The 24,653-nt window shown below is 60.7% G+C and carries 22 protein-coding genes; 6 read left to right on the forward strand and 16 right to left on the reverse strand.

Features of this window, described 5'->3' with window-relative positions:
- The 5 genes from E7738_RS19920 to E7738_RS19940 form a co-directional block, all read right to left on the reverse strand.
- Positions 1–801: a MetQ/NlpA family ABC transporter substrate-binding protein gene (locus E7738_RS19920; RefSeq protein WP_394516543.1), complete on the reverse strand. Its 801-nt coding sequence runs from the start codon at positions 799–801 to the stop codon at positions 1–3.
- A 20-nt stretch (positions 802–821) separates the two neighbouring features.
- Positions 822–2,183, reverse strand: coding sequence for an LLM class flavin-dependent oxidoreductase (locus tag E7738_RS19925; RefSeq protein ID WP_394516544.1), 1,362 nt, complete (start codon positions 2,181–2,183; stop codon positions 822–824).
- Positions 2,180–3,382: an SfnB family sulfur acquisition oxidoreductase gene (locus E7738_RS19930; protein WP_141495881.1), complete on the reverse strand. Its 1,203-nt coding sequence runs from the start codon at positions 3,380–3,382 to the stop codon at positions 2,180–2,182. Before E7738_RS19930 ends, E7738_RS19925 begins: the two co-directional genes overlap by 4 nt.
- A 9-nt stretch (positions 3,383–3,391) precedes the next feature.
- Positions 3,392–4,597: an SfnB family sulfur acquisition oxidoreductase gene (locus E7738_RS19935; RefSeq protein ID WP_058759041.1), complete on the reverse strand. Its 1,206-nt coding sequence runs from the start codon at positions 4,595–4,597 to the stop codon at positions 3,392–3,394.
- A 324-nt stretch (positions 4,598–4,921) separates the two neighbouring features.
- Positions 4,922–6,346 carry a hypothetical protein gene (locus E7738_RS19940; RefSeq protein ID WP_394516545.1) on the reverse strand — a complete coding sequence of 475 codons (1,425 nt, stop codon included), beginning with the start codon at positions 6,344–6,346 and terminating at the stop codon, positions 4,922–4,924.
- Between the two features lie 184 nt (positions 6,347–6,530).
- Here E7738_RS19940 and E7738_RS19945 point away from each other — a divergent pair, with 184 nt between their 5' ends.
- Positions 6,531–7,418 (forward strand): alpha/beta hydrolase, encoded by an 888-nt coding sequence (locus E7738_RS19945; RefSeq protein WP_190286087.1) that lies wholly within the window; start codon positions 6,531–6,533, stop codon positions 7,416–7,418.
- A gap of 8 nt (positions 7,419–7,426) precedes the next feature.
- On the opposite strand, the gene E7738_RS19950 is transcribed toward E7738_RS19945, so the two are convergent.
- Positions 7,427–8,629 carry a lactonase family protein gene (locus E7738_RS19950; RefSeq protein ID WP_394516546.1) on the reverse strand — a complete coding sequence of 401 codons (1,203 nt, stop codon included), beginning with the start codon at positions 8,627–8,629 and terminating at the stop codon, positions 7,427–7,429.
- Between the two features lie 279 nt (positions 8,630–8,908).
- Between E7738_RS19950 and E7738_RS19955 the strand changes: the two genes are divergently transcribed.
- Positions 8,909–9,547, forward strand: coding sequence for a LysE family translocator (locus E7738_RS19955; protein ID WP_150058915.1), 639 nt, complete (start codon positions 8,909–8,911; stop codon positions 9,545–9,547).
- Positions 9,548–9,660: 113 nt separating this feature from the next.
- Here E7738_RS19955 and E7738_RS19960 read toward each other — a convergent pair whose 3' ends face one another.
- The 4 genes from E7738_RS19960 to E7738_RS19975 form a co-directional block, all read right to left on the reverse strand.
- A complete protein-coding gene (locus E7738_RS19960; RefSeq protein WP_325968199.1) occupies positions 9,661–10,461 on the reverse strand; it encodes an inositol monophosphatase family protein in 801 nt (266 codons plus the stop codon).
- Positions 10,462–10,474: 13 nt separating this feature from the next.
- Entirely contained in the window at positions 10,475–11,536 is a 1,062-nt protein-coding gene (locus E7738_RS19965) for an ABC transporter ATP-binding protein (RefSeq protein WP_021508950.1), read from the reverse strand.
- Complete coding sequence (locus E7738_RS19970) at positions 11,533–13,755, reverse strand: ABC transporter permease (RefSeq protein WP_058770306.1); 2,223 nt, start codon at positions 13,753–13,755, stop codon at positions 11,533–11,535. The genes E7738_RS19965 and E7738_RS19970 overlap by 4 nt, the downstream gene beginning before the upstream one ends.
- Before the next feature lie 89 nt (positions 13,756–13,844).
- On the reverse strand, positions 13,845–14,873 hold the full coding sequence (locus E7738_RS19975; protein ID WP_141495874.1) for an ABC transporter substrate-binding protein: 1,029 nt from the start codon (positions 14,871–14,873) through the stop codon (positions 13,845–13,847).
- 216 nt (positions 14,874–15,089) lie between these two features.
- Here E7738_RS19975 and E7738_RS19980 point away from each other — a divergent pair, with 216 nt between their 5' ends.
- Positions 15,090–16,124 (forward strand): LacI family DNA-binding transcriptional regulator, encoded by a 1,035-nt coding sequence (locus E7738_RS19980; RefSeq protein ID WP_021508947.1) that lies wholly within the window; start codon positions 15,090–15,092, stop codon positions 16,122–16,124.
- Between the two features lies 1 nt (position 16,125).
- On the opposite strand, the gene E7738_RS19985 is transcribed toward E7738_RS19980, so the two are convergent.
- Positions 16,126–17,028 (reverse strand): LysR family transcriptional regulator, encoded by a 903-nt coding sequence (locus tag E7738_RS19985; protein WP_021508946.1) that lies wholly within the window; start codon positions 17,026–17,028, stop codon positions 16,126–16,128.
- Positions 17,029–17,159: 131 nt separating this feature from the next.
- Between E7738_RS19985 and E7738_RS19990 the strand changes: the two genes are divergently transcribed.
- Positions 17,160–17,852 (forward strand): SDR family NAD(P)-dependent oxidoreductase, encoded by a 693-nt coding sequence (locus E7738_RS19990; protein ID WP_058776064.1) that lies wholly within the window; start codon positions 17,160–17,162, stop codon positions 17,850–17,852.
- Positions 17,853–17,857: 5 nt separating this feature from the next.
- Here E7738_RS19990 and E7738_RS19995 read toward each other — a convergent pair whose 3' ends face one another.
- A complete protein-coding gene (locus E7738_RS19995) occupies positions 17,858–18,787 on the reverse strand; it encodes a LysR family transcriptional regulator (protein WP_021508944.1) in 930 nt (309 codons plus the stop codon).
- Between the two features lie 78 nt (positions 18,788–18,865).
- On the opposite strand from E7738_RS19995, the gene E7738_RS20000 reads away from it, so the two are divergent.
- Together E7738_RS20000 and E7738_RS20005 are read left to right on the forward strand one after the other, a co-directional pair.
- Complete coding sequence (locus tag E7738_RS20000; RefSeq protein WP_021508943.1) at positions 18,866–19,687, forward strand: MBL fold metallo-hydrolase; 822 nt, start codon at positions 18,866–18,868, stop codon at positions 19,685–19,687.
- A gap of 3 nt (positions 19,688–19,690) precedes the next feature.
- Entirely contained in the window at positions 19,691–21,052 is a 1,362-nt protein-coding gene (locus E7738_RS20005; protein WP_021508942.1) for an amidase, read from the forward strand.
- Here the strand turns inward: E7738_RS20005 and E7738_RS20010 are convergent.
- The 4 genes from E7738_RS20010 to E7738_RS20025 form a co-directional block, all read right to left on the reverse strand.
- Positions 21,027–21,434, reverse strand: a complete 408-nt coding sequence (locus E7738_RS20010; RefSeq protein WP_021508941.1) for a DUF2000 family protein — start codon at positions 21,432–21,434, stop codon at positions 21,027–21,029. The genes E7738_RS20005 and E7738_RS20010 overlap by 26 nt on opposite strands.
- A gap of 35 nt (positions 21,435–21,469) precedes the next feature.
- Positions 21,470–22,327: an AraC family transcriptional regulator gene (locus E7738_RS20015; RefSeq protein ID WP_021508940.1), complete on the reverse strand. Its 858-nt coding sequence runs from the start codon at positions 22,325–22,327 to the stop codon at positions 21,470–21,472.
- Between the two features lie 27 nt (positions 22,328–22,354).
- A complete protein-coding gene (locus E7738_RS20020; RefSeq protein ID WP_394516577.1) occupies positions 22,355–23,650 on the reverse strand; it encodes an SLC13 family permease in 1,296 nt (431 codons plus the stop codon).
- 92 nt (positions 23,651–23,742) lie between these two features.
- Complete coding sequence (locus E7738_RS20025; RefSeq protein ID WP_394516547.1) at positions 23,743–24,642, reverse strand: LysR substrate-binding domain-containing protein; 900 nt, start codon at positions 24,640–24,642, stop codon at positions 23,743–23,745.
- Between the last annotated feature and the right edge of the window lie 11 nt (positions 24,643–24,653).

Raw genomic sequence — 24,653 nt, forward strand, 5'->3', positions numbered from 1 at the left:
TTACTGGCTCCAGCCCGGCTGATACAGCTTGCCGTAGAACTCATCCAGCTTCGCGCGCACCACCGGCGAGTGCTGATAGATATCAACAAACTGTTTCAGTCGCGGATCGCCCTGATGTCCGTCGCGAATCACGAACTGAATCACATATTCCGGATGCTCAAGGCCATCAAATAACAGGGCCTTGTTGGGGTCGATGGTCTTCGACAAACGCAGATAGTGCGGATACCCCTGCGCCAGGTCGACTTCATCCAGCGAGCGCGACAGCTGCACTGCCTCCACTTCGATGATTTTCAGGTGTTTGGGATTGCTGGCGATATCATCCACGGTGGATTTCAGCCCGCTGCCCGGTTTTAACGTAATCAGCTGCGCTTTTTGCAACAGCAGCAGTCCGCGCGCACCGTTAATTGGGTCATTGGCAATCGCCACCGTGCCGCCGTCCGGAATCTGATCGATTGCCGTGTGCTTCTTCGAATAGAGCCCGATGTTATTGATGATGGCGGGCGCATACGGCACCAGATGGAAACCGCCCTCGCGGTTGGCATTGTCAAGAAACGGCTTGTGCTGGAACAGGTTGACGTCAATGTCGCCATTTTCCACACTCACGTTCGGCGCAGTCCAGTCGGTAAATTCCACCAGCTCCACCTGCAGTCCCTGCTTTTTCGCTTCAGCCACGGCGGTTTCCAGCGGCGGCGCGAAAGCCGCCGTGGTACCGACTTTGAGGGCGCCGCTGTAGTCACCGGCGGCAAACGCGCTGGCGGTTAATATTGCGGCGCTCAGCGCCACTAATGAGGCAAATTTCATCCTGATTCCCTGAGGTTAAATTAACGAACGTCAGCCGCAGGCCGCCAGCGCGCGGCCGGGTGGCGCGCGGGCAGACGATCCTGCTGTTGAAAAATTTTTTGCCGGAGCGATCCCGGCTGATAAGCGGTTTTAAAGCGGCCGCGCTGCTGAAGTTCCGGCACCACCAGCTCAATAAAATCGCGGTAGCTTTGCGGATTCAGGATGCGCGTCAGATTGAAGCCGTCGATGTCACCTTCATCAATCCAGCGGATCAACTGGTCGGCGACCTGGGACGGGTTGCCGACAATCACCGGGTAGCGGCTGCCAAGCGCGTGCTGCTCCAGCAGCTGGCGACGCGTCCAGCCGTTATAGGCTTTGCTCACCGATTCAATGGCGCGCGTGTCGCCGCTGTGAATCGGTTCATCGAGGCCAAACGCGGCGAGATCGACGCCAATTGAGCTGGAGAAGTGCGCAATGCCGGCTTCGGCACTGGCGTATTCCAGATAGCTGCGGTGCTTCTCCTGCGCTTCGCGTTCGCTGACGGCGACGATCACGCTGACGCCCATAAAGATGCGTAAGTCGTCCGCCTGACGACCCGCCGCCACCGCCGCGTGGCGCAGACGCTGCGCCTGCTCGCGCAGCGCCGCCGGCGAGCTGGCATTCACGAAACTGCACTCGGCGTGCCGCGCAGCAAACGCCACGCCGCGTGCGGATGAGCCTGCCTGGAACAGCAGCGGCGTGCGCTGCGGCGAGGGGCTGCTCAGGTGATAGCCCTGCACCTGATAAAATTCACCCTGATGATTGATCGCGTGAATCTTCTGCGCGTCGGCATACAGCCGGCGCTGTTTGTCGGCCAGCAACGCATCGTCCTGCCAACTGCCTTCCCACAGCTGATAAGTGACATCGAGAAATTCATCGGCCTGGTCGTAGCGCCGATCGTGCGCCAGCAGTTGCTGCTGCCCCATGGCGCGCGCCGCGCTGTCGAGATAGCCGGTCACGATGTTCCAGCCGATGCGGCCATTGGTCAGATGGTCGAGCGTCGACAGGCGGCGGGCAAAAGGATAAGGGGCTTCGTAGCTGAGATTGGCGGTCACGCCAAAGCCCAGATGCTGCGTCACACTTGCCATGCCGGAAATCAGCATCAGCGGATCGTTCACCGGCAGCTGAATGGACTCGCGCGCCGTCAGGCCGATACCCTGCTGATACACATCGTAAACGCCGAGAATATCGGCAATGAACAGTCCGTCGAACAGGCCACGCTCCAGCAGACGCGCTAAATCCAGCCAGTACGCCAGCGAATTGAACTCTACCGAGCGGTCCTGCGGATGGGTCCACATGCCATGGTGAATATGCCCCACGCAGTTCATGTTAAAAGCATTGAGCAGAATCTGTTTGCGGCTCATAGCGTTCCCCGTCGCGGCGGCAGCACGCCGTTAAGCAAATAGTTGCCGATGACCGGATATTTCCAGCGTACCGGGTCATGCAGCGTGTGGGTACGCGCGTTGCGCCAGTGGCGATCGAGGTTGTGCTCGCGCAGGCTGGCGCGCGATCCGCCCAGCTCAAACAGCAGGTTGCCGGCTTCCAGCGCCACCTCAGTGGTCCAGGCACGCGCTTTCGCCACTTCAACCGATGCCAGCGCGACGTGCTCAGCACTCGGGTTGCGTTGGGCGACATCGACCGCCTCCCCGGCGACATCCAGCAACGCATCACCGGCGCTGAGTCGTGCGGCGAGCCGCCCGGTGCGATCCAGCGTCAGCGGATCGTCACAGGCTCGCTCAACGCCGCTGTCCGGCCACGGCCGCGCGCGCTGCTGCACAAAGGCCAGCATGTCGTTGAAGGCCGCGCGGGCAATGCCCTGGTCGATGGCCGCATGCATAATCTGGGCAAACGGTCCGACGGTGGTCGGCCGCTCAAACGCGCTGTGAAACGGCACCACATCGTCCGGCGCGATCGCCACATCACGAAACTGCACGCTGCCGCTGCCGGTGGTGCGCTGGCCGAAACCGCTCCAGTCATCAATCACCGTCACGCCCGGCTGATGGCGCGGCACAAACACCAGCTGTTCTTTGCCGTCATCGGCGATGGCCAGCGTCGGGATGCGGTCGGCAAACAGCGCCCCGGTGCAGTAAAATTTGTCGCCGTTGAGGCGCAGCCCGCTGGCGGTCTGGCTGAAGGCGGTGGTGCGCTGATGGGCCGCCGCAGAGCCGAACTCCGCCAGCGCGTTGCCATAGTGAACGCCCGCCAGCACTTCGTTGTACAGCCGCTGTTGCTGGGCATCGCTGCCGTTAACGCGCAGCACTTCCAGCGCGTAGAAGTGGTTTTGTGGCACCTGACCGATCGATGCATCGGCAGCGCTGAGCATGACAAAAATCTGCGCCAGTTCTGCGCTGGAAATCTCAATACCGCCCCACGCACGCGGCACGGTAATGGCGCCCAGGCCAGACTGGAAATAGTGCTGAAGTTCAGCATGTGGCAGCTCGCGCTGCCGATCGCGCTGCGCTGCGCCGCTGCGAAAGCGTTCAGCCAGCTCTTCTGCCACCTGCAGGGCCTGCTGCGCACTGCGGATGCGTGCTGCCGGCTTTTTAGCGAAAACCTGCGTCATTATCGCTCCTTAAATCCACGCATGACGCGCGGGCAGAACATCATTGAGGTAATAGTTGCCGATGGCGTGCGTTTTCCAGCGCACCGGATCGTGCAGCGTATGGGTGCGCGCGTTGCGCCAGTGGCGATCCAGCCCATGCTTCAGCAATGTGCCGCGGCTGCCGCTCCACTCCAGCAGCTTTTCGCTGGCTTTCAGCGCAATTTCGGTGGTCAGCACTTTGGCTTCTGCAACCGCGATGGAGGCGCGCGCGCAGTGCGCAGCGGTAAGCGCGTGCGGGTCAATGCTGTCCAGTACGCGCGCCGCCCGCACCAGCAGCGCGTTGGCGGCGCTCAGTTCGGTGCTGATACGCCCGACATCGGCGAGAATGTAAGGATCGTCTGCGTTGCGGCTCACGCCCGCGTCCACCCACGGACGCGAGCTGCTGTGAATAAACGCCAGCGCCTCATCCAGCGCGCCCTGGGCGATCCCGGCGTCAATCGCGGCCTGGATCAGCTGCGATACGGCACCGCGCAGCGTTGGCTTATCGGGGGACGGTAGCGCGATGGTCAAACCGGCATCGACCGCCACCTGCTGGAGCTTCACCGTGCCGCTGGCGGTGGTGCGCTGACCGATACCCGACCAGTCATCGATAATCTCCACCCCTGCCGCCGGCAGCGGAATGAACGCCATCACCGGCTGGCCCTCCTGCTGCGCGGTGGTCACCAGAATGTCGGCAAACAGTGCACCGGTTGAATAAAACTTTTCACCGCTGAGCCGTAACCCCTCCGGGCCTGACACCAGCTGCGCCTGCACATCACGCGTGTGCTTGCTGTTCTTTTCCGGACCACCGTTGCCCAGCCGCTGGCCCTGTACCACCGCGCTGAGCAGGCGCTGCTGCTGTTGCGCGCTGCCTTCACCCAGGATGAACTGAATCAGCCCGAAGTGGTTTTGCGGAACCTGGCCAAGCGACGGATCGCTGGCGGAGATCAGGCGGAACACCTCCGCCACAGTACCAAACGACAAACCGCCGCCGCCAAACTGGCGCGGTACGCTGATACTGCCCAGCCCCAGCTGGGTGAACTGATCGAGCAGTTCACGCGGATAGATACGCTGTTGGTCGCGTTCGGCTGCCCCGGCTTTCGCCTGTTCCGCCAGGTGGCGGGCGGCGTCGATTGCCGCCGCGTCAGACGTGATCACCGCCGCGCGCTGAAGTTGTTGAGCCCTGATTTGCGTCATCGCTGGATTCACTTTTTATTTTGCTGTGATTCACAGGCTCATTCTGCCAGGGCAGAGAGCCGTAATTTAATAACAGATTGAGCGCGATGATAATCAGCGGGAATAACAGCGGTAAAGAGCGCGGTTATGCTATATCCGGCAAACGGCATGCAGAAAGAGAATAAAGAATTTTTCAGGGATAAGAAGGCGTTAGCGGGCGCGGAGATGCAGGGTTATCACGCTGAGTGATACGGGTGAATTATCTTAAGTATTAATTCCGCTATCGATAGTGATAAATGACATTATTGCTTTATTGCGCCATGGGCTGGCGCAATAAAGTGGGCATTACGCCTGCGCCAGATACATCGCCGGGGAATAATGGCGCGTCGATTCACTCTTCTCACTGTGCGGTGTGCTGGTACTGTCGATCAGCTTCGCCAGCTGATAGGTCTTCACCGTTTCCTGCTGCGTCAGCTGCTGGGCGAAACGGGCGGTGAGATTGCCCTGCGCATCCTGCGTCACCTCAGTAGTGCTGCGCGTTTCATCGTGAATCTGGTGGTAGTGATAGTTTTGTGATTCTTTGGTTTCATTGAGCGCCAGCGGCGAACTGGCGCTTAGCGCGGTATGAAAACTGGCGTTCAGCTTAAACAGGGTTTCCTGCGTCATGCGCTGCGTATCGCCGTTCTTCTGCTGGCTGCTGCGCTGCGCCACATCCAGAGCGAAAGTATCTTCTTCTTCCGGCTTCAGCGGATTGCTGGAGCGCGCCGTCTGGTGATAGCTGGCCGAGAAATCCGCCAGGCCGCTGATGGCACCGGCCTGCGCCGCATGCTCGCCTACGGTGATCGCCTGCGGGGTGCGCATCGCCACGCCGGCCGCCGCGCTGGTGCTGTTTAAGGTCTCGAAACCCTGCTTAAACAGTGCCAGCGCCGCGCGATCGCCGTGACCGCGCGAAGCGGCCTGATCAAATTTCGCGCTCCACTGCGCCAGGGCGCTCTGCTGCTGACCGGCGTTGCTGGCCTGCGCCAGGCTGCGCATGTCCGTCGTCAGTTTGAAACTGGCGTCAGCATTATGGAAACCCAGCCAGCGTGAGCCCGGGTCGGCATGCAGATTCAGCGACTGCATCACTTCGCCGCTGCGACGCAGGTCGGTTTTCAGATCAATGCTGGCCAGCTGGTTACTGTCAAAACTGAGCAGGTCACCGACATCCAGTTTACCGTTGCCGTTATCCAGCCCGCTCAGGGTTTTCTCCAGCGCGCCGGAAAGTTTGGCGATTGCCGCAGCTTCGTCATCGCTCAGCTTACCGTGAGTGGTTTTCAGTGCCACCGCTACGCCATCCTGCTGCCGCGTCATCTGCAGAGTCAGGCTCACGCCGGACTGAGTGGTAATCTCCAGCGCCACCGCGCTCTGCGAGTCAGTTTGCGCGCCGCCGCTGGCCGGTACGCTGATGGTGACATCGTCACGCTGCTGCGTCAGTGCGCTCAGCAACGCGCTGCCAATGCCGTTCATGCTGACGCCCGAGCTGCGCAGCGCACCCATCGCCTGCGTCTGCATATCAGGCGAAAGAGGCGTGCTGGCGGTGACGCGCGCCGGCGTCATCTGGTACACCGCAGAGATGGCGTCGGTGGCTTCGCTAAAGGTGACTTTCGCTGAGGCGTCTGCCGTCAGACTATTTTGCCGGGTCGCATTGCTTGCCGTGCTGTTGGTCACGCGTGCGCTGGCGCTGCTGAGATGGAGCGGTGAGAAACTACCCGGTCCGATACCGTTAATCATCCTGACTATCCTCGCTGGTATTATACCGCTACGTTATCGGCGATCCTGACGAAATCTTTACACTTCCGCGCGGCGCATGACGGTGCAAAATGGTTGTTGAAATTAATAATCATTATCACTAATCTGTCTGGCGCTTTCGCTGTGACACGGAAGTAATTGACTCGCCAGCTAGTAAGGAAGCGCCATGATTTATCGCTTTATCATTCCGCTGTTCACCCTGCTGAGCCTGCTGCTCAGCCCCGCTGTCGGTTTCGCCCGGCCTGATATGACGCCGCTCGGACCCAATATTGCCGACAAAGGCTCTGCCTGGTATCGCTTCACTGTTAACACGTTTGATTCCGCTGACGGCCAGCGCCACTACAAGGTGTGGACGGCGGTGCCACGTAAACCCGCACCGGCCAACGGTTACGCGGTGCTGTATATGCTGGATGGCAACGCCGTGATGAACCATCTTAGCGAAGCACTGTTGCAGAAGCTGGCGGCAGGCAACCCGTCGGTGCTGGTGGCGGTAGGCTATCAGACCCCGCTGCCGTTTGATCTCGCTGCGCGCACGCTGGATTACACCCCGCCGCAGCAGGTGCAGGATCGTCGCGGCCGGCCAGCCGGCGGCAGCGCCGCATTCCGCCAGCTGCTGGAACAGACTATCGCGCCGCGTGCCGAACGGAATCTGTCGATCAATGCGCAGCAGCGTGCGCTGTGGGGCCACTCTTATGGCGGGCTGTTTGTGCTGGACAGCTATTTAACCTCCGGATTTTTCCAGCGCTATTTTGCCGCCAGTCCTTCCCTGCGCGGCGACGCAACGCTGTTGCAGCAGATGGCGGCGGTGACGCCCGCATCGTTCAAGCAGAAGCAGCTGGTGCTGATGGAAGGCAACGGCGAATCCCGTTCTGGCGTCAGCGATGTGCTGAGCCGGATTCGCACCACCCTCGACGGCATGCAGGAGAACGGCCTGGCGGCTCGCTTCCAGCTGTTTCCCGGGCTCAGTCACGGCCAGATGTTTCCGGCTTCGCTGGAAAGCGCGCTGTCGGCCATGGCGGAAGACGGTGCGCCGTCACGCGCACCGGATGAGTGAAAGGGCAGTTAGTTAAAGAATTTGATGTCGGTTGGCGTTGCCAGCTTCGCCGCCACACCGCGCGCGCTCAGCTTGCCGCTGTGCGCATCAAAATCAAACAGCGTAATGGTGTTGGTAAACACGTTGGTGACATAGAGGTGTTTACCGCTGTTATCAAACGCCAGCGCGCGCGGCTCAATACCGTCGGCGGCATAGCGCTGTGGATCTGTCAGGCTGCCATCGGCGGCAATCTTAAACACCAGCAGATGATTGTCAGATCCGCGGTTAGCGGCAAGCAGGAATTTACCCTGCGGGCTGAGAATGATGCCGCCACCGCTTTTATAGGCGGCGCTGCTGTTTTGCGTATTCAGCGCCACCTGTGCCTGCCGTTCCAGCCGGTCATCAGTGACGCGGAACACCACGATTTCGCCCGCCATTTCAGTAATCACATAAGCGTGTTTACCGTCGGCGGAGAACACCATGTGGCGCGGACCCGCACCTGGCGCAAAGCTTACATCACGGCTGGTATCCGCCTGCAGCGGCTCTCGCCGATCCGCGTGGTAGCGATAGGCGTGCAGTTTGTCGTCACCGAGATCGGCCGCATACAGATAGCGGCCATCATGGGTAAAGGTAGTGGAGTGCGCATGGCCGCCATCCTGCCGATCTTTTACCACGCCGCTGCCTTCGCTGAACGCGAAATGCTGGACCTGTTCGCCCAGCTTGCCGTCCGACGCAATCGGGAACACCGTCACCCCTGCTCCGCCTTTCGCCACCGAATAGTTGGCGACAAACAGGAATTTGCCGTCCGGGCTGAGAGTGGCGTGCGTCGGCTGCTCGCCGTGGCTGTCGACCTGATTCAGCACCCGCACTGCGCCCTGTTTATCGATCGCCAGCGCGGTAACGGCACCGGCATTTTCCTCATTGGTGGTATAAGCAAACCGCCCGTCGCGTGATTTAACGATCCACGACGGGCTTTTCATCCTGATCACCTCCAGCGGCTTGAGCGTCCCGTCGCTGTTGACCTGCATGCGATACAAACCTTCACTGGGTCGATCCGGCTTTTGTACCGCAGGGGCATCCGGAATACTGGTCCAGGTGCCGACTAATGCTGTTTGATGATGTTCCGTGTTCTGCGCCATAGCACTCCCCGCCAGCGTCAATAGAGCCAGTGATATTGCCACGGTTAAGTTTGTTGCTAAACCGCCAGTTGCCGGTTTTGGGTATCCACTCATTGTCTTTCCACCATAATCGGAATTTTCACGGGCCTGCGCCCAAACCAGGTTGATTTTTTGTATTGAAACGGACGTTGTTAACGTCTCGTTAACGACTATAGTGGCATTCCCTGCGCGCAAAGCTGCGCAGGCCGATCGGCTTCACAAATCGGTTTATTTAATTGTGCCTTTGCTAATGGGTCATAGCGTTTGGTTATGGCTGGCAGGAAGCAGTGTAAAAAGCCCCGGCACGCGTGCTTTAATCTTTCCTTTACCGAACTCAGGGATGGTCACGACGTTATGCTGCCGTTTTCTAATGGTTTTTTATTGAGTTTATCGCTGTGTCTGGATATCGGACTCGCCAACATCGCCATGCTGACGCTGGCGATGCAGCGCGGTTATCTGCACGGTTTCTGGCTGGGCATGGGCACCTGCGTGGGCGATTTAATTTACGCCTTGCTGGCGATGGCTGGCATGGCGGTGATACTGCAGTTTACGCCGGTGCGCTGGTTGCTATGGATTGGCGGCGGCATCTTGCTGCTGTGGTTTGCCGCTAAAATGCTTTACGCCGCGCTGGCCAAAAAAATCGACATTCCCGCGGCTGAAACCCAGCCTTATCGTTCACTGCTGCGCGAATTTCGGCGCGGCATTGTGCTGGCGATGTCGTCACCGACGGCGATTCTGTGGTTCGCCAGCGTGGGCGGCGCGCTGATAGCCCGCATCGGCCACAGCGATGCCGGTGCAACCTCATGGTTTCTCAGCGGATTTTTCCTCGCCGGGGTGGTGTGGACCTGTGTGATCTGCCTGATCGGCAGCATGGGCGGAAAGCTGTTAGGCGAGCGCCTGCTGAAGTATTCGTATCTCGCCTCAGCGCTGATTTTCTGTTATTTCGCGGTGTATGTGATTTGGTCGGGATACCGCGAGTTCGTGGCGGTTTAAGTCACCACGTAATCGTTAAAAATCAGCGATTATCCAGTAACGACAGCGCAAGCGTTGTAAGGTCGCCATGGATGGCGACCCGGAAAACGCCGCGCGGCCGTGAAATGCACCACTTAAACGCCGGCAATCCGCCTCAGCTCTGCCTGCGCACCCGGCGCCACCGCCAGCACCTGCGCGCCTTTCAATAGCCGGTCGCCCTCAGTATTAAACGGGTGATACCAGCCGCCGGCCTCTTTCACCAGACAGTAACCGGCCAGGCAATCCCACGCGTGCATATAAGGTTCGAAATAGCCCACCACGCGTCCGGCCGCCACCCACGCCAGCATCAGCGCACCAGATCCGATACGAATAAAGTTGCCCCCCGCTGCCAGCAGCGACGCCAGCAGCCGGCCCACCTCTTCCGGGCTGACGTAGCTATTGGCACCAAAGCCGGTCACGTGATTTTGCAGCGTACGTGAGGGATCGACCTGTAAACGGCGGCCATTCAGCGTTGCGCCCTGGCCGAGCGCGGCGACGTAGCACTCCTGGTAAGTTGGCGCATAAATCACGCCAATCACCGGCACGCCATCATGCAGTACCGCAACAGAAACACACCAGTTTGGCATACCGTTGAGGAACGGGCTGGTGCCATCAATCGGGTCGACCACCCACGTATAGCCCGACGTACCCGGCTGCAGGCCGTATTCTTCACCAAGAAAACCGTCATCGGCAAAGCTGGCGCGAATTTGCTGGTCGATCATCTGTTCCACTTCGCGATCAGCGCGTGAGACCACATCCTGCAGGTCGTGTTTGGTCTCCACCACCAGCGTGTCACGCTGATTGAAGTAGGCCAGCGCCTTTTCACCGCCCGCCCGTGCGACGCGCTCGGCAAGCAGCAGACGCGACTGCAGCGCGTCATTTTTCGTATCACTCATGCGTTATCCTTAATTAACCGGCAATCAGGGCCAGACCCTGAGGTTTAAAATCAATCGCCACCCGTGCGGCCAGCGGCAGCTGCTGCTCCATCTGCGCATCGACGATAAACAGCGAGCCCAGTTCGGTGTTGACCTCATATTCAATGTGATCGCCCAGCCAGGTGGCGTGCGTTACCTCGCCGCGCAGCGCGCCTTCAGCACCACTGTGCAGGGTAATAAACTGCGGTCTGACCGACAGCTGCGCGGAACCGGTCGCAACGCCGTTACCGCGCACGCGATAGCGCTGCCTGCCCAGTCGCACCAGCGCTTCGCTGCCTTCTACCTGTTCCACTTCGCACGGCAGAATGTTTGCTTCGCCCATAAAGTCAGCGATGAATACCGAATTGGGCGCGTGATACAGGCTTTCCGGCGCGCCCTGCTGAGCAATATCGCCCTCTTTCATGACAATAATTTTATCCGACACCGCCAGCGCCTCTTCCTGGTCGTGCGTGACATACACCGCCGTGAAGCCCAGCCGCTGCTGCAAATCACGAATATCCGTGCGCACCCGGCGGCGCAGGCGCTCGTCGAGATTGGAGAGCGGCTCATCCAGCAGCAGTACCTGCGGCTCCAGCACCAGCGCGCGCGCCACCGCAATGCGCTGCTGCTGCCCGCCGGAGAGTTCGGACGGCAGCCGCTGCCCCTGACTCTCCAGCCCGACCAGTTTCAGCCCTTCGCGCGCACGATCCTGCGCTTCCTTTTTGCTCATGCCGGACGATTGCAGGCCGTACATGATGTTGTCGAGCGCACTCATGTGCGGAAACAGCGCGTAGGATTGAAACACCATCGCCACGTCGCGCTCGTTGGCTGGCAGATGCGTCACGTCTTTACCACCAATCAAAATGCGCCCCGAAGTCGGATGCTCCAGGCCGGCCAGCAGGCGCAGCGTGGTGGTTTTGCCGCAGCCGGAAGGCCCCAGTAGCGTCACCAGCGTACCCGGCTCCACCGTCAGCGATAAATCCGGCAGCGCGGTAAAACCGGCAAAGCGTTTTTCGACGTGTTCAAACACCACGGAACCAGCAGTAATCGCGGTCATACGGCACTCTCCTGAGTTAACGAAGGGGAAGCAGGTGGCGCGGCGACGTCCACCGGGCGCGCCACGCGGCGCAGGCGACGTTCGCCCACCAGCCACTGGAACACGCCAATGATCAGCAGCATCACCACAATCAGTACTGTCGAATAAGCAATGGCGACGCCGTATTCGCCATTCTCAACCAGCCCGACGATGTAGGACGTCGCCATGTTGTACTGGGCGCTGACAAGGAAGATCACCGCGCTGATCGAGGTAATGGCACGGACAAAGGCATACACCAGCGCCGCGCTGATCGCCGGTTTCAGCAGTGGCAGCACCACTTTGCGCAGCGTGCGGAAACTGCTGGCGCCCAGCGTCAGTGACGCTTCATCAAGGCTTTTATCCAGCTGGCTCATCGCCGCGATACCGCCGCGCACGCCGACTGGCATATTGCGGAACACAAAGCAGGCAATCAGGATCATTGCCGTGCCGGTAATCTCCAGCGGCGGCAGGTTATAGGCCATCACATAACTGACGCCGATCACCGTGCCGGGAATGGCAAAGCTCAGCATCAGCAGAAACTCAAACGTCTGGCGACCGGCAAATTTCTGCCGCACGATAAGCCAGGCGGTCAGCAGGCCCACCACGGCGGTGAGCGGTGCGGCAATCAGGGCTATTTCCAGCGTGGTCCAGAACGAGTTCCACGCCACGCCGCTCCACAGCAGATGACCGTCACTGACGCTGACGCGGAAAGCGCGCACGTAGTGTTCGATGGTCAGCGCATCGTTCAGGCCCCACGACTGCACAAAGCCGCCCACCACAATCATGCCGTAGATCACCAGGGTAAACAGACCCCATGGAATCACCATGCCGTATACGCCGTAGCGCAGCAGACGCGGCAGTTGACCATGTTTGCCGCCGTCGCCCTTGCCGGTCACCGTGGCGAAGTTTTTGCCACCCAGCCACAGCCGCTGCAGCACAAAGGCGGCCAGCGTGAAGCACAGCAGGATCATCGCCAGCACCGCGGCGCGACTCGGATCGTTTTGCGCGCCTACCACCGAGAAGAAAATTTCGGTAGAGAGCACGCCGTGACTGCCGCCCAGTACCATCGGATTACCAAAATCGGCCATGCTTTCAATGAAGCTGATCAAAAAGGCATTAGCCAGACCCGGCGCCATCAGCGGCAGCGAAACGCGGCTGAAGGTGCGCCAGCGGTTGGCGCGCAGCGTTTGCGACGCCTCTTCCAGCGACGGACTGACGCCCTCCACCACGCCAATCAGCACCAGAAAGGCAATCGGCGTGAACGACAGCACCTGAGCAATCCAGATACCGGTCAGGCCATACAGCCAGCGGCCGGGCTCGATGCCAAACAGCGCCGCCAGATGCTCCGTCACTACGCCCGAGCGACCGAACAGCAAAATCAGCGCCAGACCAATCACGAACGGTGGCGTGATGATTGGCAGAATGGTCAGCATGCGCAGCGCTTTCTTGCAGGGCAGCGGCGTGCGCGTTGCCGCCAGGGCAAAGGCCAGACCCAGCAGCGTCGAACCGCTGGCAGTCATCAGCGCCAGCCACAGCGTGCGCCACGCGGTGCCGCAGGTGCCGCCTTTCAGACAGGCAAGGCTCCAGATCGACGGATCCTGTAAATTGCTGATCAAACCGTCCGGTTTGAAACTGCCGTCAACGTCCTGCACCGACACCACAAACATGCTGAGCACCGGATAGAGTACGAAGATGCTGACCAGCGCAGTCAGCAGCACCAGCGACGCCACCACAAAGGCATCGCCTTTCAGCACGCCGCGTTCGGCCAGCGCAAACGAGAACAGCAGCAAAAACACGGTCAGCAGCAGGAGCGCGCCAGCGCCCATCGCTGGCTGTCCCTGCGGCAGCGCGCCGTAGCGATTTTCCAGCCACAGCCAGCTCCAGCCGCTGTAACCAATCGCGTGCCCTTCCACAATCAGGAAGATCACGCCCAGCGCGCTGAACAGCAGCAGCAACCGGCTGCGTGCGCTGCCGGGCAGTAAACCGCAGGCGGCGCACAGCGCCAGCAGCGCCACGGCGAGCGCCAGCCATGGATGGCTGCCGATCTGCCACAATGCCGGCGCGCTGGCTTCATCACGCCACAGGTTAAGCAGCCAGCCGCTATCGAAAAAGCCTGCTTCCAGGCTGTACCACGGCAGCAGCAACAGCGCGACGGCGCCCAGCAACAGCGCGCCTGTCAGACGGCGATTATTTGCGTTCATGTGTTACCTCAATGCGGGATCATCGCGCCATCCTTAGCGCTGTCGGAACCGGCAAGCCGCCGTCAGCGGCAGCGTCCGGCGATGCGGCATTACTGCGCGCTGGCGCCGATCTCTTTATCCCAGCGGCTCAGCAGCGCTTTACGTTTGGCGGAATCGCCGTAGGTTTTGAAGTCATAATCGATCAGCTTGATGTTCTCGAAGCGCGGCGCGTATTCGGAGATCTCTGCACTGCGGTTTGACGGCAGCTGGAAGGATTTGGCCTCTTTCATGTGCGACTGCGCTTCGGCGCTAAGCGCCCAGTCGTACCACACTTTGGCATTGGCCAGATTGCGTGCCCCTTTGACGATCGACATTGAGCCAATCTCATAGCCGGTACCTTCACAGGGCGCCACGGTTTTGATCGGGAAGCCGTCGACTTCCATCGCCACCGCGTCGTGCATAAACACGATGCCCACGGTGGTTTCGCCGCGCGCCGCCGCCTTCACCGGCGCCGAGCCGGATTTGGTGTACTGGGAAATGTTGGCGTTGAGCTTTTTCAGGTAATCAAACGCTTTGTCCTCGCCCATGATCTGTACCAGCGTCGCCAGGGTGTTATAGGCGGTGCCGGACGAGTTCGGATTGGCAATCTGAATTTCGCCTTTGAAGGCCGGATCGAGCAAATCAGCCCAGCAGGCTGGCGCTTTAAGCTTTTTATCCGCCAACAATTTGGTGTTGTAGCCCCAGCCGAGCGCACCGGCATAAATCCCGACCGTACGGTAACCTGAGTTTTCCGCCTGCTTCTGCGCCCAGTCCTGCTGCTGGTCGAGCAGCGGCGATTTATACGGCTGCGTCAGCCCCTCTTCCGCCGCCTGCATATGCGGATCGCCGGTACCGGCCCACCAGATGTCGGTGCGCGGGTTACGCGCTTCGCTGCGCAGGCGGGCATAGGCTTCACCCGCCGACAGCCGCACCATGCTGACTTTAATATCCGGATGTGCCTGGCTGAAAATGCGCGTCATGTGTTCGCACACCACCACGTCCGCCGAGCAGACCATATTGAGATTGCCAGCGGCCGTCGCAGCAAACGGCAGCGTGGTGCAACTGAGGGACAGCGCGATGGCCAGTGAGGTGTAGCGCATGATGTTCTCCTTGGTTGGCAGGGTTCCGTGCTTAACAGAGGTTTTATTTGCACGCGTGTGCAAATTAGTAATGAACAGAAAATAGCCTGTCAAATAGCGCAATCTGCAATTGACAGGCTGTGTCACAAAAATGCAACAAATGTGATCGCAGACAAATTGCACAGCTTTGCAATTTCCGGCAGACTGCTTTTCAGCCGTAATTGTGAGGAGTTGAAGATGCAGAATGACAAAGCCGGGGTGAGCGCGCAGGATGTGGCGGATCGCGCGGGCGTGTCGCGATCGGCGGTGTCGCGCGCCTTTACGCCCGGTGCCAGCGTTTCTGCAGCCACGCGTGCCCGGGTGATGAAAGCGGCGCAGGAGCTGGGCTATCACGTTAACCACCTGGCGCGCGGGCTGGTGCGCAACCGCAGCGGCATCGTCTGTCTGATCGTCTCGGAAATCGCCACGCCTTACCGCGCAACGCTGGTGCGCTGGCTGACACAGTTTTTACAGGAAGCGGGCAAAGTGGCGATGCTGATAAATACCGATCGTTCCGACAACAGCGTCTCCGCCGCGCTGCTGCAGGCGATCAATTTTCGCGCCGATGCCTCCATCATCCTTTCCGGCATGCCGGATCGCACCATCACCCGCCAGTGCTATCAGCACGGTCAGCGCATCATCCTGATCAACCGCGACGAAGCGCTGCCGGGATCGCTCAGCATCAACCTCGACGCGCAGGCAGCGGCCGAAACGGCGGTGATGGCGTTTCAGCGCGCCGGCTGCCGTCAGCTGGCGTTCGCCAATTCGCTGGCCGGTACGCCGAGCCTGATCAAACGTGAAGCGGCGTTTATCGCCGTGGCGGAGCGCGCCGGACTGAAGGTCAGCGTGGAGCGATTCGGCACCACCTCGTATGAGAGCGGTCAGATTCTGGCGCATCGCCTGCTGACGCGTCATCAGCGCCCGGACGCGGTGTTCTGCGTCACCGACCTGATGGCCTGCGGTTTCATGGATGAAGCGCGCCACCGTTTCCAGCTGCGCGTACCGGAGGATTTGTGCCTGATCGGCTACGACAACATCGCGCAGGCTGGCTGGTCCTCTTACAATCTCACCACCTTCGCCCAGCCGGTGGAGCGCTTTGCCCGCGACGCCATCGCGTGGCTGACGCAGACCGAGCAGGCGGAGAGTGGTTTTACGCCGCAGAGTGAGCAGCAGCACGACACGCTACTGTATCAGGCTGATGTGGTATGGCGCGGATCGGTGCGCGGCGGCTGATCTAAGCGCGGCATACCTGCCGCACCGTGTCACGCAACCAGCGGTGTGCGGCATCCTGCTCCAGCCGCGGATGCCATAGCTGTGACACTGTCACCTCTGGTGTGGCAAACGGTAATTCGAACATCGCAAACGCCGGATTATCTTTGATTAGCGGATGGTGCAGGCACAGCGTATGCGGCACCAGCGCCAGCCAGTCGCTGTGCAGCGTGAGCGCGACGGCAGTGGAAAAAGCGGGTACCACGGCCGCCACCTGGCGGGTAAAACCGGCGGCGAGCAGCGCCTCATGCACCGGTCCGCCCAGCTCACCGCGCCTTGACGCCACGATGTGACCATATGCGGCCAGCTGCGCCAACGTCACGTCCGCGAGTAACGGATGCCCGGCGCGCACCACGCCGACGAAGCGATCGCGAAACAGCGCCTGCAGCCGAATCTCCGGTCCCATATTGCCCAGTACGCCAATCTCAAGATCGACGTCGCCGCTGCGCAGCGGTCGATCATTTTTTTCTGCTTTCGGCATGAAGCGCAGCTGCACGCCGGGCGCCTGTGCGCGGACTGCGGCGATCAGCGCGCTGCCAAACGCTTCGACAAATCCTTCGTTGGTACGCAGCGTGAAGTGGCGCTGCAGCTCAGCGGCAGCAAAGCGTTGCGCGGGTGGACTCAGCAGCGCCTGCGTGTCCTGTAAAGTGGCATGCACCTGGCTGCGCAGCGCTTCGGCGTGTGGCGTCAGCACCATCGCGCGCCCGGCGCGCACCAGTAGCGCATCGCCGGTGGCGGCACGCAGTCGCCCCAGCGTGCGGCTCATTGCTGACTCGCTCAGCCCCAGGCGACGCGCAGCGCCCACTACGCTGCCTTCACTGAGCAGCGCGTCCAGCGCAGGAAGTAAATTCAAATCGATGGTATTCATCGCATCATCCTTATCGATTAAGCGCCATCTGGCAAGGCGTTTGCTGCAGGTTATCTATGCAGATGCTGCGCGTTCCGCCTGTTGTCATGCAAGGGTAGACTTTTCACTCACCCCAAAACCAGGAGAGGGTTATGAACAAGGCTTCCCGTGCTTTATTAATTGGTGCTTCGCGCGGCCTCGGCTTCGCGCTGGCGGAGAATATGCTGCAGCGTGGCTATCAGGTGGTGGCGACCGGCCGCCAGCACTCCCTTCACGCGCTGCAACAGCTGGCGCAGCGCTACCCGCAGCAGCTGAAGGTGGAGAGCGTGGACATCACCGTGCCAGCAGAGGTCAACGCCCTGCATCTGCGGCTAAGCGGCCAGCAGTTCGATCTGCTGCTGGTCAACGCGGGCGTGAAAAATGACGATCGCGAAACCCTTGCCGATGTGTCGACGGAAGAGTTTATTCGCGTAATGGTAACCAACGCGCTGAGCCCGCTGCGCGTGCTGGAAACCTTCAGAAACAACGTCAGCGCGCGCGGCACGCTGGCGGTGATGTCCTCCGGCCAGGGCAGTCTCACCAACAACACCCATGGCAACTACGAGGTGTATCGCGGCAGCAAAGCGGCGCTGAATATGTTTATGCGCAGCTTCGCCGCGCGTCACGACGATGCACGCACGCTACTGCTGCTGGCCCCCGGCTGGGTGCGCACCGACATGGGTGGCGCCGGGGCGCGACTGAGCATTGAGGAGAGCATCCCAAATCTGCTCAACACGGTGGAAAGCCAGACCGGACGCGGCGGCCTGCACTATCTCGATTACCTCGGCCGCGTAGTGCCGTGGTAAGCGTTTCACGCCAGCTTGCGTTCGATCAGCTGACGCAGCGTGGCGCGCAGCCAGCGGTGCGCCGGGTCTTCGGCCCGGGCGTTATGCCACAGCAGCGAAAGTGCATAATCCGGCATGCCGATCGGCACCGCCGCCGTACTCAGCGCATAGCGCTGTTGCCATGCCTGCACCAGTCCCTGCGGAACGGTCGCGAACAGCGGCAGACGCTGCAACATTAGCGGTAACACCGAGAAGTGCGGCGTGACATAACGCACGCGGCGCGTCAGCCCCTCGCGGGCTAACGCGGCGTCCAGCGCACTTTCACTCACGCCGCGATAGGAGACCAGCGCATGCTGATACTGCACGAACTGCGCCAGCGTCAGCGGTGGCGCAAGGTCAATTTGTCCACGATGCCATACCGTGCGGAAGCCGGCGCGCGCAATGTGCTCCCGCGTGAGATCGTGACTGGTTTCCTCTCCGACGGTCACCACCACGTCAGCCTGCTGCTGCTCCATCAGCGGAATGGCCTGCCACGGATCGGCAGCCACCACCCGGATATCAATATTTGGGGCCGAGGCGGCCAGCTGCAGCAGTAAATCGGGCATCAGCCAGTGCTCAAGCCAGTCGCTCATGCCGAGCGTAAAACTGCGGCTATCGTGCGCGGCATCAAAGCGATCGGCAGTGAAAATAACGCGATGGACGCTCTGCAGCAGCGGTGCGATCTGGCGCACCAGCTGCTCTGCGCGCGGTGTGGGCGTCATGCCTTGCGAGGAACGCACGAACAGCGCATCGTCAAACATTGCCCGCAGTCTTTTTAATGCCGCGCTGACCGCCGGCTGCCCCAGATAAAGCCGGTTTGCCGCCTGAGTTACGCTGCGCACGTCATAAATGACCAGCAGCACAATCAATAAGTTAAGGTCGATTTTGCTGAAATCATTTTCATTGATGCTTTTCATGATTTTAATCGATTTAAATAATGAAACAGCCTCAGTATAGTGACCTGCAGTAACAGGCACCACGCTTTAGGAGGCAATATGACCCTGCACATAGGTGAATGCAGCATTGATAAAGTGATCGAGCAGACCAGCTCACTCCCCTTCGCTGCGCTGTTTCCGGCACACCGCGAGACGATGGGCGACACGCTGGCACAGCAGCCAGCAGAGCTATCCATCCATAGCTGGGTGGTGCGCACCGCTCGCGACACCATCGTGATTGATACCGCAACGGGCAATGGCCGTAACCGCGATAACAAGCCGCTGTTTCACCAGCTGCAAACCGCGTGGCCGCAACGTCTGGCCGAAGCGGGCGTCGACCCTGATGAAGTGACGCTGGTGCTGATGACGCATATCCACACCGATCACGTCGGCTGGAATACCTGCTGGCGCGCTGGCCGCTGGCAGCCGATGTTTCGTCATGCGCGTTACATCTGTTCAGCGCGTGAACTGGCACAGTGCCGCAGCACGCCGTCGATGCAGGCGCTGTATCACGATAGCCTTGCGCCGCTGCTGGCGAGCGGCCAGCTGGAAACCATTGATGTGCAGCACTCCCCGCTGTTTGCCGGTGTGCTGCGCTATATGCCGACGCCGGGCCACAGCGTCGATCACGCTTCAATTGTGCTGCAAAGCGCCGGTGCCCACGCGGTATTTAGCGGTGATGTGATGCATCATCCAGTTCAGTTTGCACATCCGCAATGGAACTCAGTTTTTTGTGAGGATTTACCACGCGCCGTAACGTCACGTCAGTTACTGATAGACTGGTGCATCAGCCATCAGGCACTCTGGTGCAGCTCACACTTTGCCGGCAGTTCGTGCGGCCGGGTTTCGCCAGAGCGGCAATGGATTCCTGTGGAGGCCTGAACCATGCAATACGCTGATTACCTCACCGCGTCGCTGGGGGATATGCAACAGGCGCTGGCCCAGCGCCGGGTGAGCGCACGCCAGCTCACCACATTTGCGCTGCAGCGCATTGCTGACGTGGATCAGCCGCGCTACAACGCCATCAGCTGGCTGTTTGCCGATGACGCGCTGGCTGCGGCCGCTGCCAGCGATGCCGCACGGCAGCAGAATGCGCCAGTTGGCCCACTGGCCGGTATTCCGCTGCTGATTAAAGACAACATTGAAGTCAAAGGCTGGCCGACCAGTGCCGGTTCGGCGCTGCTGCGCGATGTGATTGCCAGCGAGGATGCACCGCTGGTTACGGCTCTGCGTCAGGCTGGCGCAATCCTCATCGGCAAAACCACCATGCATGAACTGGCAGCAGGCATCACCGGCGCGTCGTCGCTGAGTGGCTTCACCCATAATGCCTGGCAGCAAGGCCGTTCTCCGGGAGGTTCAAGCAGCGGTTCAGCCGTGGCGGTGGCCGCAGGCTTCGTGCCGCTGGCGATAGGCAGTGATACCGCCGGTTCGGTGCGCATTCCGGCCGCGTTTAATGGCCTGTTCGGCTTACGTATGACGCGCGGTGCACTGAGCAGCGCTGGCATCGTGCCGCTGTCGCCCACCCAGGATATCCCCGGACCGCTGGTGCGCCACGCGGCTGATTTGCGGCTGATCAGTGAAATACTCACGGGCCAGCGTTTTTCCCGTCCCGACCGGCCGTTGCGCATCGGCATCTGGCAGGAAGGATTTGCCGCAGAGGAAACGGAGATTAACCAGGCGGTGCAGGACGCTGTGGCGCCGTTTCAGCCGCGCATGCTGAGCTGGCCGCAGCTGGAGACGCTGGCGGCGGAAGCCAATATTATTGCCTATGAATTTGCTGACGCGCTGGCCGCCTGGCTGGCGGATAAATCGCAGGCACCGCTGCGCACGCTGGCGGCGATTGCCGCGTCAGGACGCTATCATCCCCAGCTGGAGGCCACCTTCAAAATCCGCGCGCAGCATCCCGGCATGCAGAGTGACGGCTATCGCGAGGTGCAGCTGCGCCAGCAGAGACTGTATCAGCAACTGGCGCAGTTTTTTCAGCAGCAGCAGATCGACCTGCTCGCTTATCCGGTAGTCCGCCATCCGCCAGTGAAGCATGGCGAGTTACAGCCTGGCAGCAACGCGCTGATCTCAGCCGTCACCGGCGCACCGGCAATCAGCATTCCGGTCGGCCTGAGTACGGAAGGGTTACCCATCGGCCTGGAGCTTCTGGCGCTGCGCGAGCGGGAAGATGTGCTGTTAATGGCGGCAGAACAGATTGAACAGGCGCACCCGCCGTTCAACTGTGCAGCGCCAGCCCTTTGATGGCTTTATCCACCGCCTTTTTCGGGCCGCGCAGCGCGATGCCCACCAGGTTGAGATTATCGGCGTCTTCGGCCAGAAACACCGCGCGGTTGGCGGCATCGTGGCCGGTGGAAAACATCGCTTCGACGTAGGGAATCAGCGTTAACTCGCGCTCCACGCCCTGGCGATGCGCCCGTTGCAGGCCGGCTAAATCGGCGGCAAACACAAGCATCGGCTGGCCGGCCATGTTGCCGTACTGACGACCGAGCGCGTCGACGTAGGGTTCACCCATCATCTCCGGCGCGGCTGCCGCAATGCCGGTCGCCAGAAAAGCCACCACATTCAGGCGCTGCCAGGTGGCTAAATCATCACGTACGATCAGGGCAATTTTGGTATCAAACATCTGTCAGAACTCTCCGGTGAGGATTAAAAATCCCATCATCGGATAGCCGGCAGAGAGCGGTATAGAACGTTTGTGCACTGGCGCTGATAGGCGGCGGGCGTCAGGCGATAAGCACGCTGGAACCAGCGGCCAAGATGGCTTTGGTCGGCAAAGCCCACCTGCGCTGCGACCTGCACTGGCTCAACGCCCTGTGCCAGCAGCGCACGCGCGCTACGCAGCCGCAGCCGTACCAGATAAGCGTGCGGCGACTGGCCAAACGCCTGCTTAAACTGGCGCGTCAGGCGGAAACGATCGATGCCGGACAAGCGCGACAGATCGTCCAGCCCGATGTCCTGCGACATAAAATCGTGCAGATAGTCACGCAGCAGATGCATCTGCCGCTGGGCGTCACTGAGCTGCACGCCGGGTTTATTTTCCAGATGCCGGGAAAGCAGTGTGAGCAGATGATCCAGGCTCTGATCGCGCGCCAGTCGCCCTTCCCGCTGATGCACCGCAAACCATGCCTGCTGAATCGCACTGGCCAGCTGCGCATCATCGGTGAGCGTGGAGCGAAACGCCCCCTGAATATTCGCCACATCGCCCAGCCCGCGGCGCTGCATCATCTCCGCCACCCAGGGTTGTGGCAGATAAAGCATCACATAGGTAAAACCGGCGGCATCGGGCGCGTGACCATCGTGTACCGCGCCCGGCTCAATCAGAATAGCGCGGCCCGGCGTGCTGGTGTGCAGCGCGCGGTGACAGTTAAAGCGCTGCAGCCCCTGCTGCGTCACGCCGACCAGCAATTCGTCGTGGTCATGCGGATCGTAAGCGTGGCCGCAGAAGTGCGCGTTAACACTTTCGATGCCCGTCTCCTCATCGCGACGGAAATCAACCCAATCGTTAGTAGCTGACATAGCGAATTCGTGACCTCTGACGGCGTATCAGGCATAGCCTAGCAGCCGGAACCACAGATAATCCAGCGGTAACAGCAGCAGCGCGCTCAGCACGAACACCAGCAGACACAGCTGCAGACCGGCTCTGGCAGGCACATTCCCCAGCCCCATTGCCACCACGATGGGCGACGCCTGATATGGCAGCAGCGGTGTGGCGTAGGCAAAAACCTGCAACATCACCACGCTCAGTAGCGGAAAGCCCGAAGCGGCAGCCAGCTCCTGCGCCATCGGCGTGACCATCGCCGGCACGCCGTTGGCGGTGAGCACAAAATTCAGCAGCGTCACCAGCGCATTGAGCACGGCAAAATTACTGAATGACGGCGAGTCATGCAGCGGCAGCAGGTGAAGCAGTGCATTGGCGATGAGCCGCCCCAGGCCAGAGTCCACCACCACCGTGGCGACGCCGAGAATGCCGGCGATATAGATGCAGGTGCGGAAATTGACGCCGCTGGCAAAATCGTCGCCCGAAAGAAAGCCCACACGCGGTAACAAACACAGACACGCCGCGGCCAGCCCGACCCACGCAGCGGATAAGCCGTGCAGGCTGTCGGTCATCCACAACAGTAACGTGACGGCCAATAGGGCAATCAGCCGCCATTCGCGCCCGCTTAGCGCCGGCAATGCTTCCCGCGTTGCCACCGGCTGCGGCTGAGCGCGGAACAGCAGCGTAATGCAGGCAACCAGCAGAATACCTTTGCCCAGCCCCACCACCGGCATGTGCAGCAGCCACCACGGCAGCCATTGCAAATGCAGCTGGTACGCGCTTTCCGCCGCGCCGCTCAGCACCAGGTTTGGTACGTTGGCGGGCAGAATACTGGCAGAGAGTTGAAAGGTGCCGAAGCCCACCGCCAGCGCCAGCCCAATGCTGCCGCGACTGCACGGCCGGATACCGGCCCGCTCGCCCAGCGCCAGCACCACCGGCATCAGCAGCGCGATGCGTCCCATGTTCGACGGCATCACCAGCGCCAGCAGATAACTCAGCAGCACCGTGCCCGCCACCATCCGCGGCCAGCTCTGGCTGAACGGCACCACCAGCCAGTTGGCCCAGCGTTGGGCAAGGCCCACTTTGCGGATCGCCGCGCCCAGCACAAAACCGCTCAGCACCAGCCAGAACGCTGAGGAGGCAAAACCGCTAAATACGCTGCTGGCTGGCGCTATCGACAGCAGCATCGCCGCCGCAAAAAAAAGCAGCGCGGTAAGGTATTCCGGCAACCGCGCCAGCGCCCACAGCAAAATTGTGATGCTGACCACCAGCGTGGTCAGCCAGAATGAGGTATCAATCATCATGCCTGAACTCCCTTTCTTCGCAACTGCGCACAAAGCGCATCAGCATAGGGCAATCCCTGTCGCAGAACGCTGCGGCAGTTAACAGTTTGTTAACTCGCCAGCTGCGTCAGCCACTGAATCAGCGCCTCGCTGCCGGGCTGACTGCGGGAGCGCTGTGGCCAGGCGAGGAAATAGGGTTTGCTCAGCGGCAGGCTGAGCGGATCCACCACCTGTAGCGCGCCGCGCGCCAGTTCGCCAGCAATCAGGCGACGCTGCCCCAGCAGCACACCGGCCCCGGCTACCGCCGCGTCGATCGCAAGTGAGGTGAGATTAAAGCTGAATGCCGGCTGGACCGCCGGCTCCATGCTGCCTTTGGCCTGAAACCAGCTGCGCCAGTCGGGCAGAAAGCGTCCTTCATTGCCCCAGTCCAGATGGATCAACGGCGCCTGGCTGAGCAACGATTCGCCCGGGTAACGCTGGATCAGCGCCGGACTGGCGACCGGCAGCACCTCGTCACAGAACAGCCGTTGCTTGTCGAGTTGCGGGTAGCGATCCTCACCAAAGCAGATGACAAAATCTGCCGGTGTGGCGCTGAAATCCACCGGCGCATGAGTGCCGTGCAGGCTGAGATCGCAGCCCGGGCAGTGAGCCCGCCAGGCGGTGATATTTGGCAGCAGCCATTTCGACGCCAGCGCCGGCAATGAATAGAGCGTCAGCTTTGGCATGCTGGCCGCATGGCGCAAATTTTGCTGCCCCAGATGCAGAATATCGAACGCTTCACTGACATAGCGCAGATACTCTTTGCCGGTTTCCGTCAGCATCACGCCGCTCTGGGTACGCACAAACAGTGCGCTGCCCAGCTGCGCTTCCAGCTGACGAATTTGCTGGCTGACGGCAGCCGGCGTCAGCGCCAGCTGTGCGGCGGCTTTCGCCAGGCTACCGAGTTCCGCTGCCACTTTAAACGACTGAATCACGCTGATTTTCGGCAGACGCGACGCGGGTGCAGGCATTAAGGTTTCCT

It is taken from the genome of Pantoea sp. SGAir0430, assembly GCF_043549295.1.

Excerpts from the sequence above, each read along its gene's own strand:
- E7738_RS19920 (WP_394516543.1), bottom strand. The coding sequence starts at position 801 with ATGAAATTTGCCTCATTAGTGGCGCTGAGCGCCGCAATATTAACCGCC.
- E7738_RS19925 (WP_394516544.1), bottom strand. The coding sequence starts at position 2,183 with ATGAGCCGCAAACAGATTCTGCTCAATGCTTTTAACATGAACTGCGTG.
- E7738_RS19930 (WP_141495881.1), bottom strand. The coding sequence starts at position 3,382 with ATGACGCAGGTTTTCGCTAAAAAGCCGGCAGCACGCATCCGCAGTGCG.
- E7738_RS19935 (WP_058759041.1), bottom strand. The coding sequence starts at position 4,597 with ATGACGCAAATCAGGGCTCAACAACTTCAGCGCGCGGCGGTGATCACG.
- E7738_RS19940 (WP_394516545.1), bottom strand. The coding sequence starts at position 6,346 with ATGATTAACGGTATCGGACCGGGTAGTTTCTCACCGCTCCATCTCAGC.
- E7738_RS19945 (WP_190286087.1), top strand. The coding sequence starts at position 6,531 with ATGATTTATCGCTTTATCATTCCGCTGTTCACCCTGCTGAGCCTGCTG.
- E7738_RS19950 (WP_394516546.1), bottom strand. The coding sequence starts at position 8,629 with ATGAGTGGATACCCAAAACCGGCAACTGGCGGTTTAGCAACAAACTTA.
- E7738_RS19955 (WP_150058915.1), top strand. The coding sequence starts at position 8,909 with ATGCTGCCGTTTTCTAATGGTTTTTTATTGAGTTTATCGCTGTGTCTG.
- E7738_RS19960 (WP_325968199.1), bottom strand. The coding sequence starts at position 10,461 with ATGAGTGATACGAAAAATGACGCGCTGCAGTCGCGTCTGCTGCTTGCC.
- E7738_RS19965 (WP_021508950.1), bottom strand. The coding sequence starts at position 11,536 with ATGACCGCGATTACTGCTGGTTCCGTGGTGTTTGAACACGTCGAAAAA.
- E7738_RS19970 (WP_058770306.1), bottom strand. The coding sequence starts at position 13,755 with ATGAACGCAAATAATCGCCGTCTGACAGGCGCGCTGTTGCTGGGCGCC.
- E7738_RS19975 (WP_141495874.1), bottom strand. The coding sequence starts at position 14,873 with ATGCGCTACACCTCACTGGCCATCGCGCTGTCCCTCAGTTGCACCACG.
- E7738_RS19980 (WP_021508947.1), top strand. The coding sequence starts at position 15,090 with ATGCAGAATGACAAAGCCGGGGTGAGCGCGCAGGATGTGGCGGATCGC.
- E7738_RS19985 (WP_021508946.1), bottom strand. The coding sequence starts at position 17,028 with ATGAATACCATCGATTTGAATTTACTTCCTGCGCTGGACGCGCTGCTC.
- E7738_RS19990 (WP_058776064.1), top strand. The coding sequence starts at position 17,160 with ATGAACAAGGCTTCCCGTGCTTTATTAATTGGTGCTTCGCGCGGCCTC.
- E7738_RS19995 (WP_021508944.1), bottom strand. The coding sequence starts at position 18,787 with ATGAAAAGCATCAATGAAAATGATTTCAGCAAAATCGACCTTAACTTA.
- E7738_RS20000 (WP_021508943.1), top strand. The coding sequence starts at position 18,866 with ATGACCCTGCACATAGGTGAATGCAGCATTGATAAAGTGATCGAGCAG.
- E7738_RS20005 (WP_021508942.1), top strand. The coding sequence starts at position 19,691 with ATGCAATACGCTGATTACCTCACCGCGTCGCTGGGGGATATGCAACAG.
- E7738_RS20010 (WP_021508941.1), bottom strand. The coding sequence starts at position 21,434 with ATGTTTGATACCAAAATTGCCCTGATCGTACGTGATGATTTAGCCACC.
- E7738_RS20015 (WP_021508940.1), bottom strand. The coding sequence starts at position 22,327 with ATGTCAGCTACTAACGATTGGGTTGATTTCCGTCGCGATGAGGAGACG.
- E7738_RS20020 (WP_394516577.1), bottom strand. The coding sequence starts at position 23,650 with ATGATTGATACCTCATTCTGGCTGACCACGCTGGTGGTCAGCATCACA.
- E7738_RS20025 (WP_394516547.1), bottom strand. The coding sequence starts at position 24,642 with ATGCCTGCACCCGCGTCGCGTCTGCCGAAAATCAGCGTGATTCAGTCG.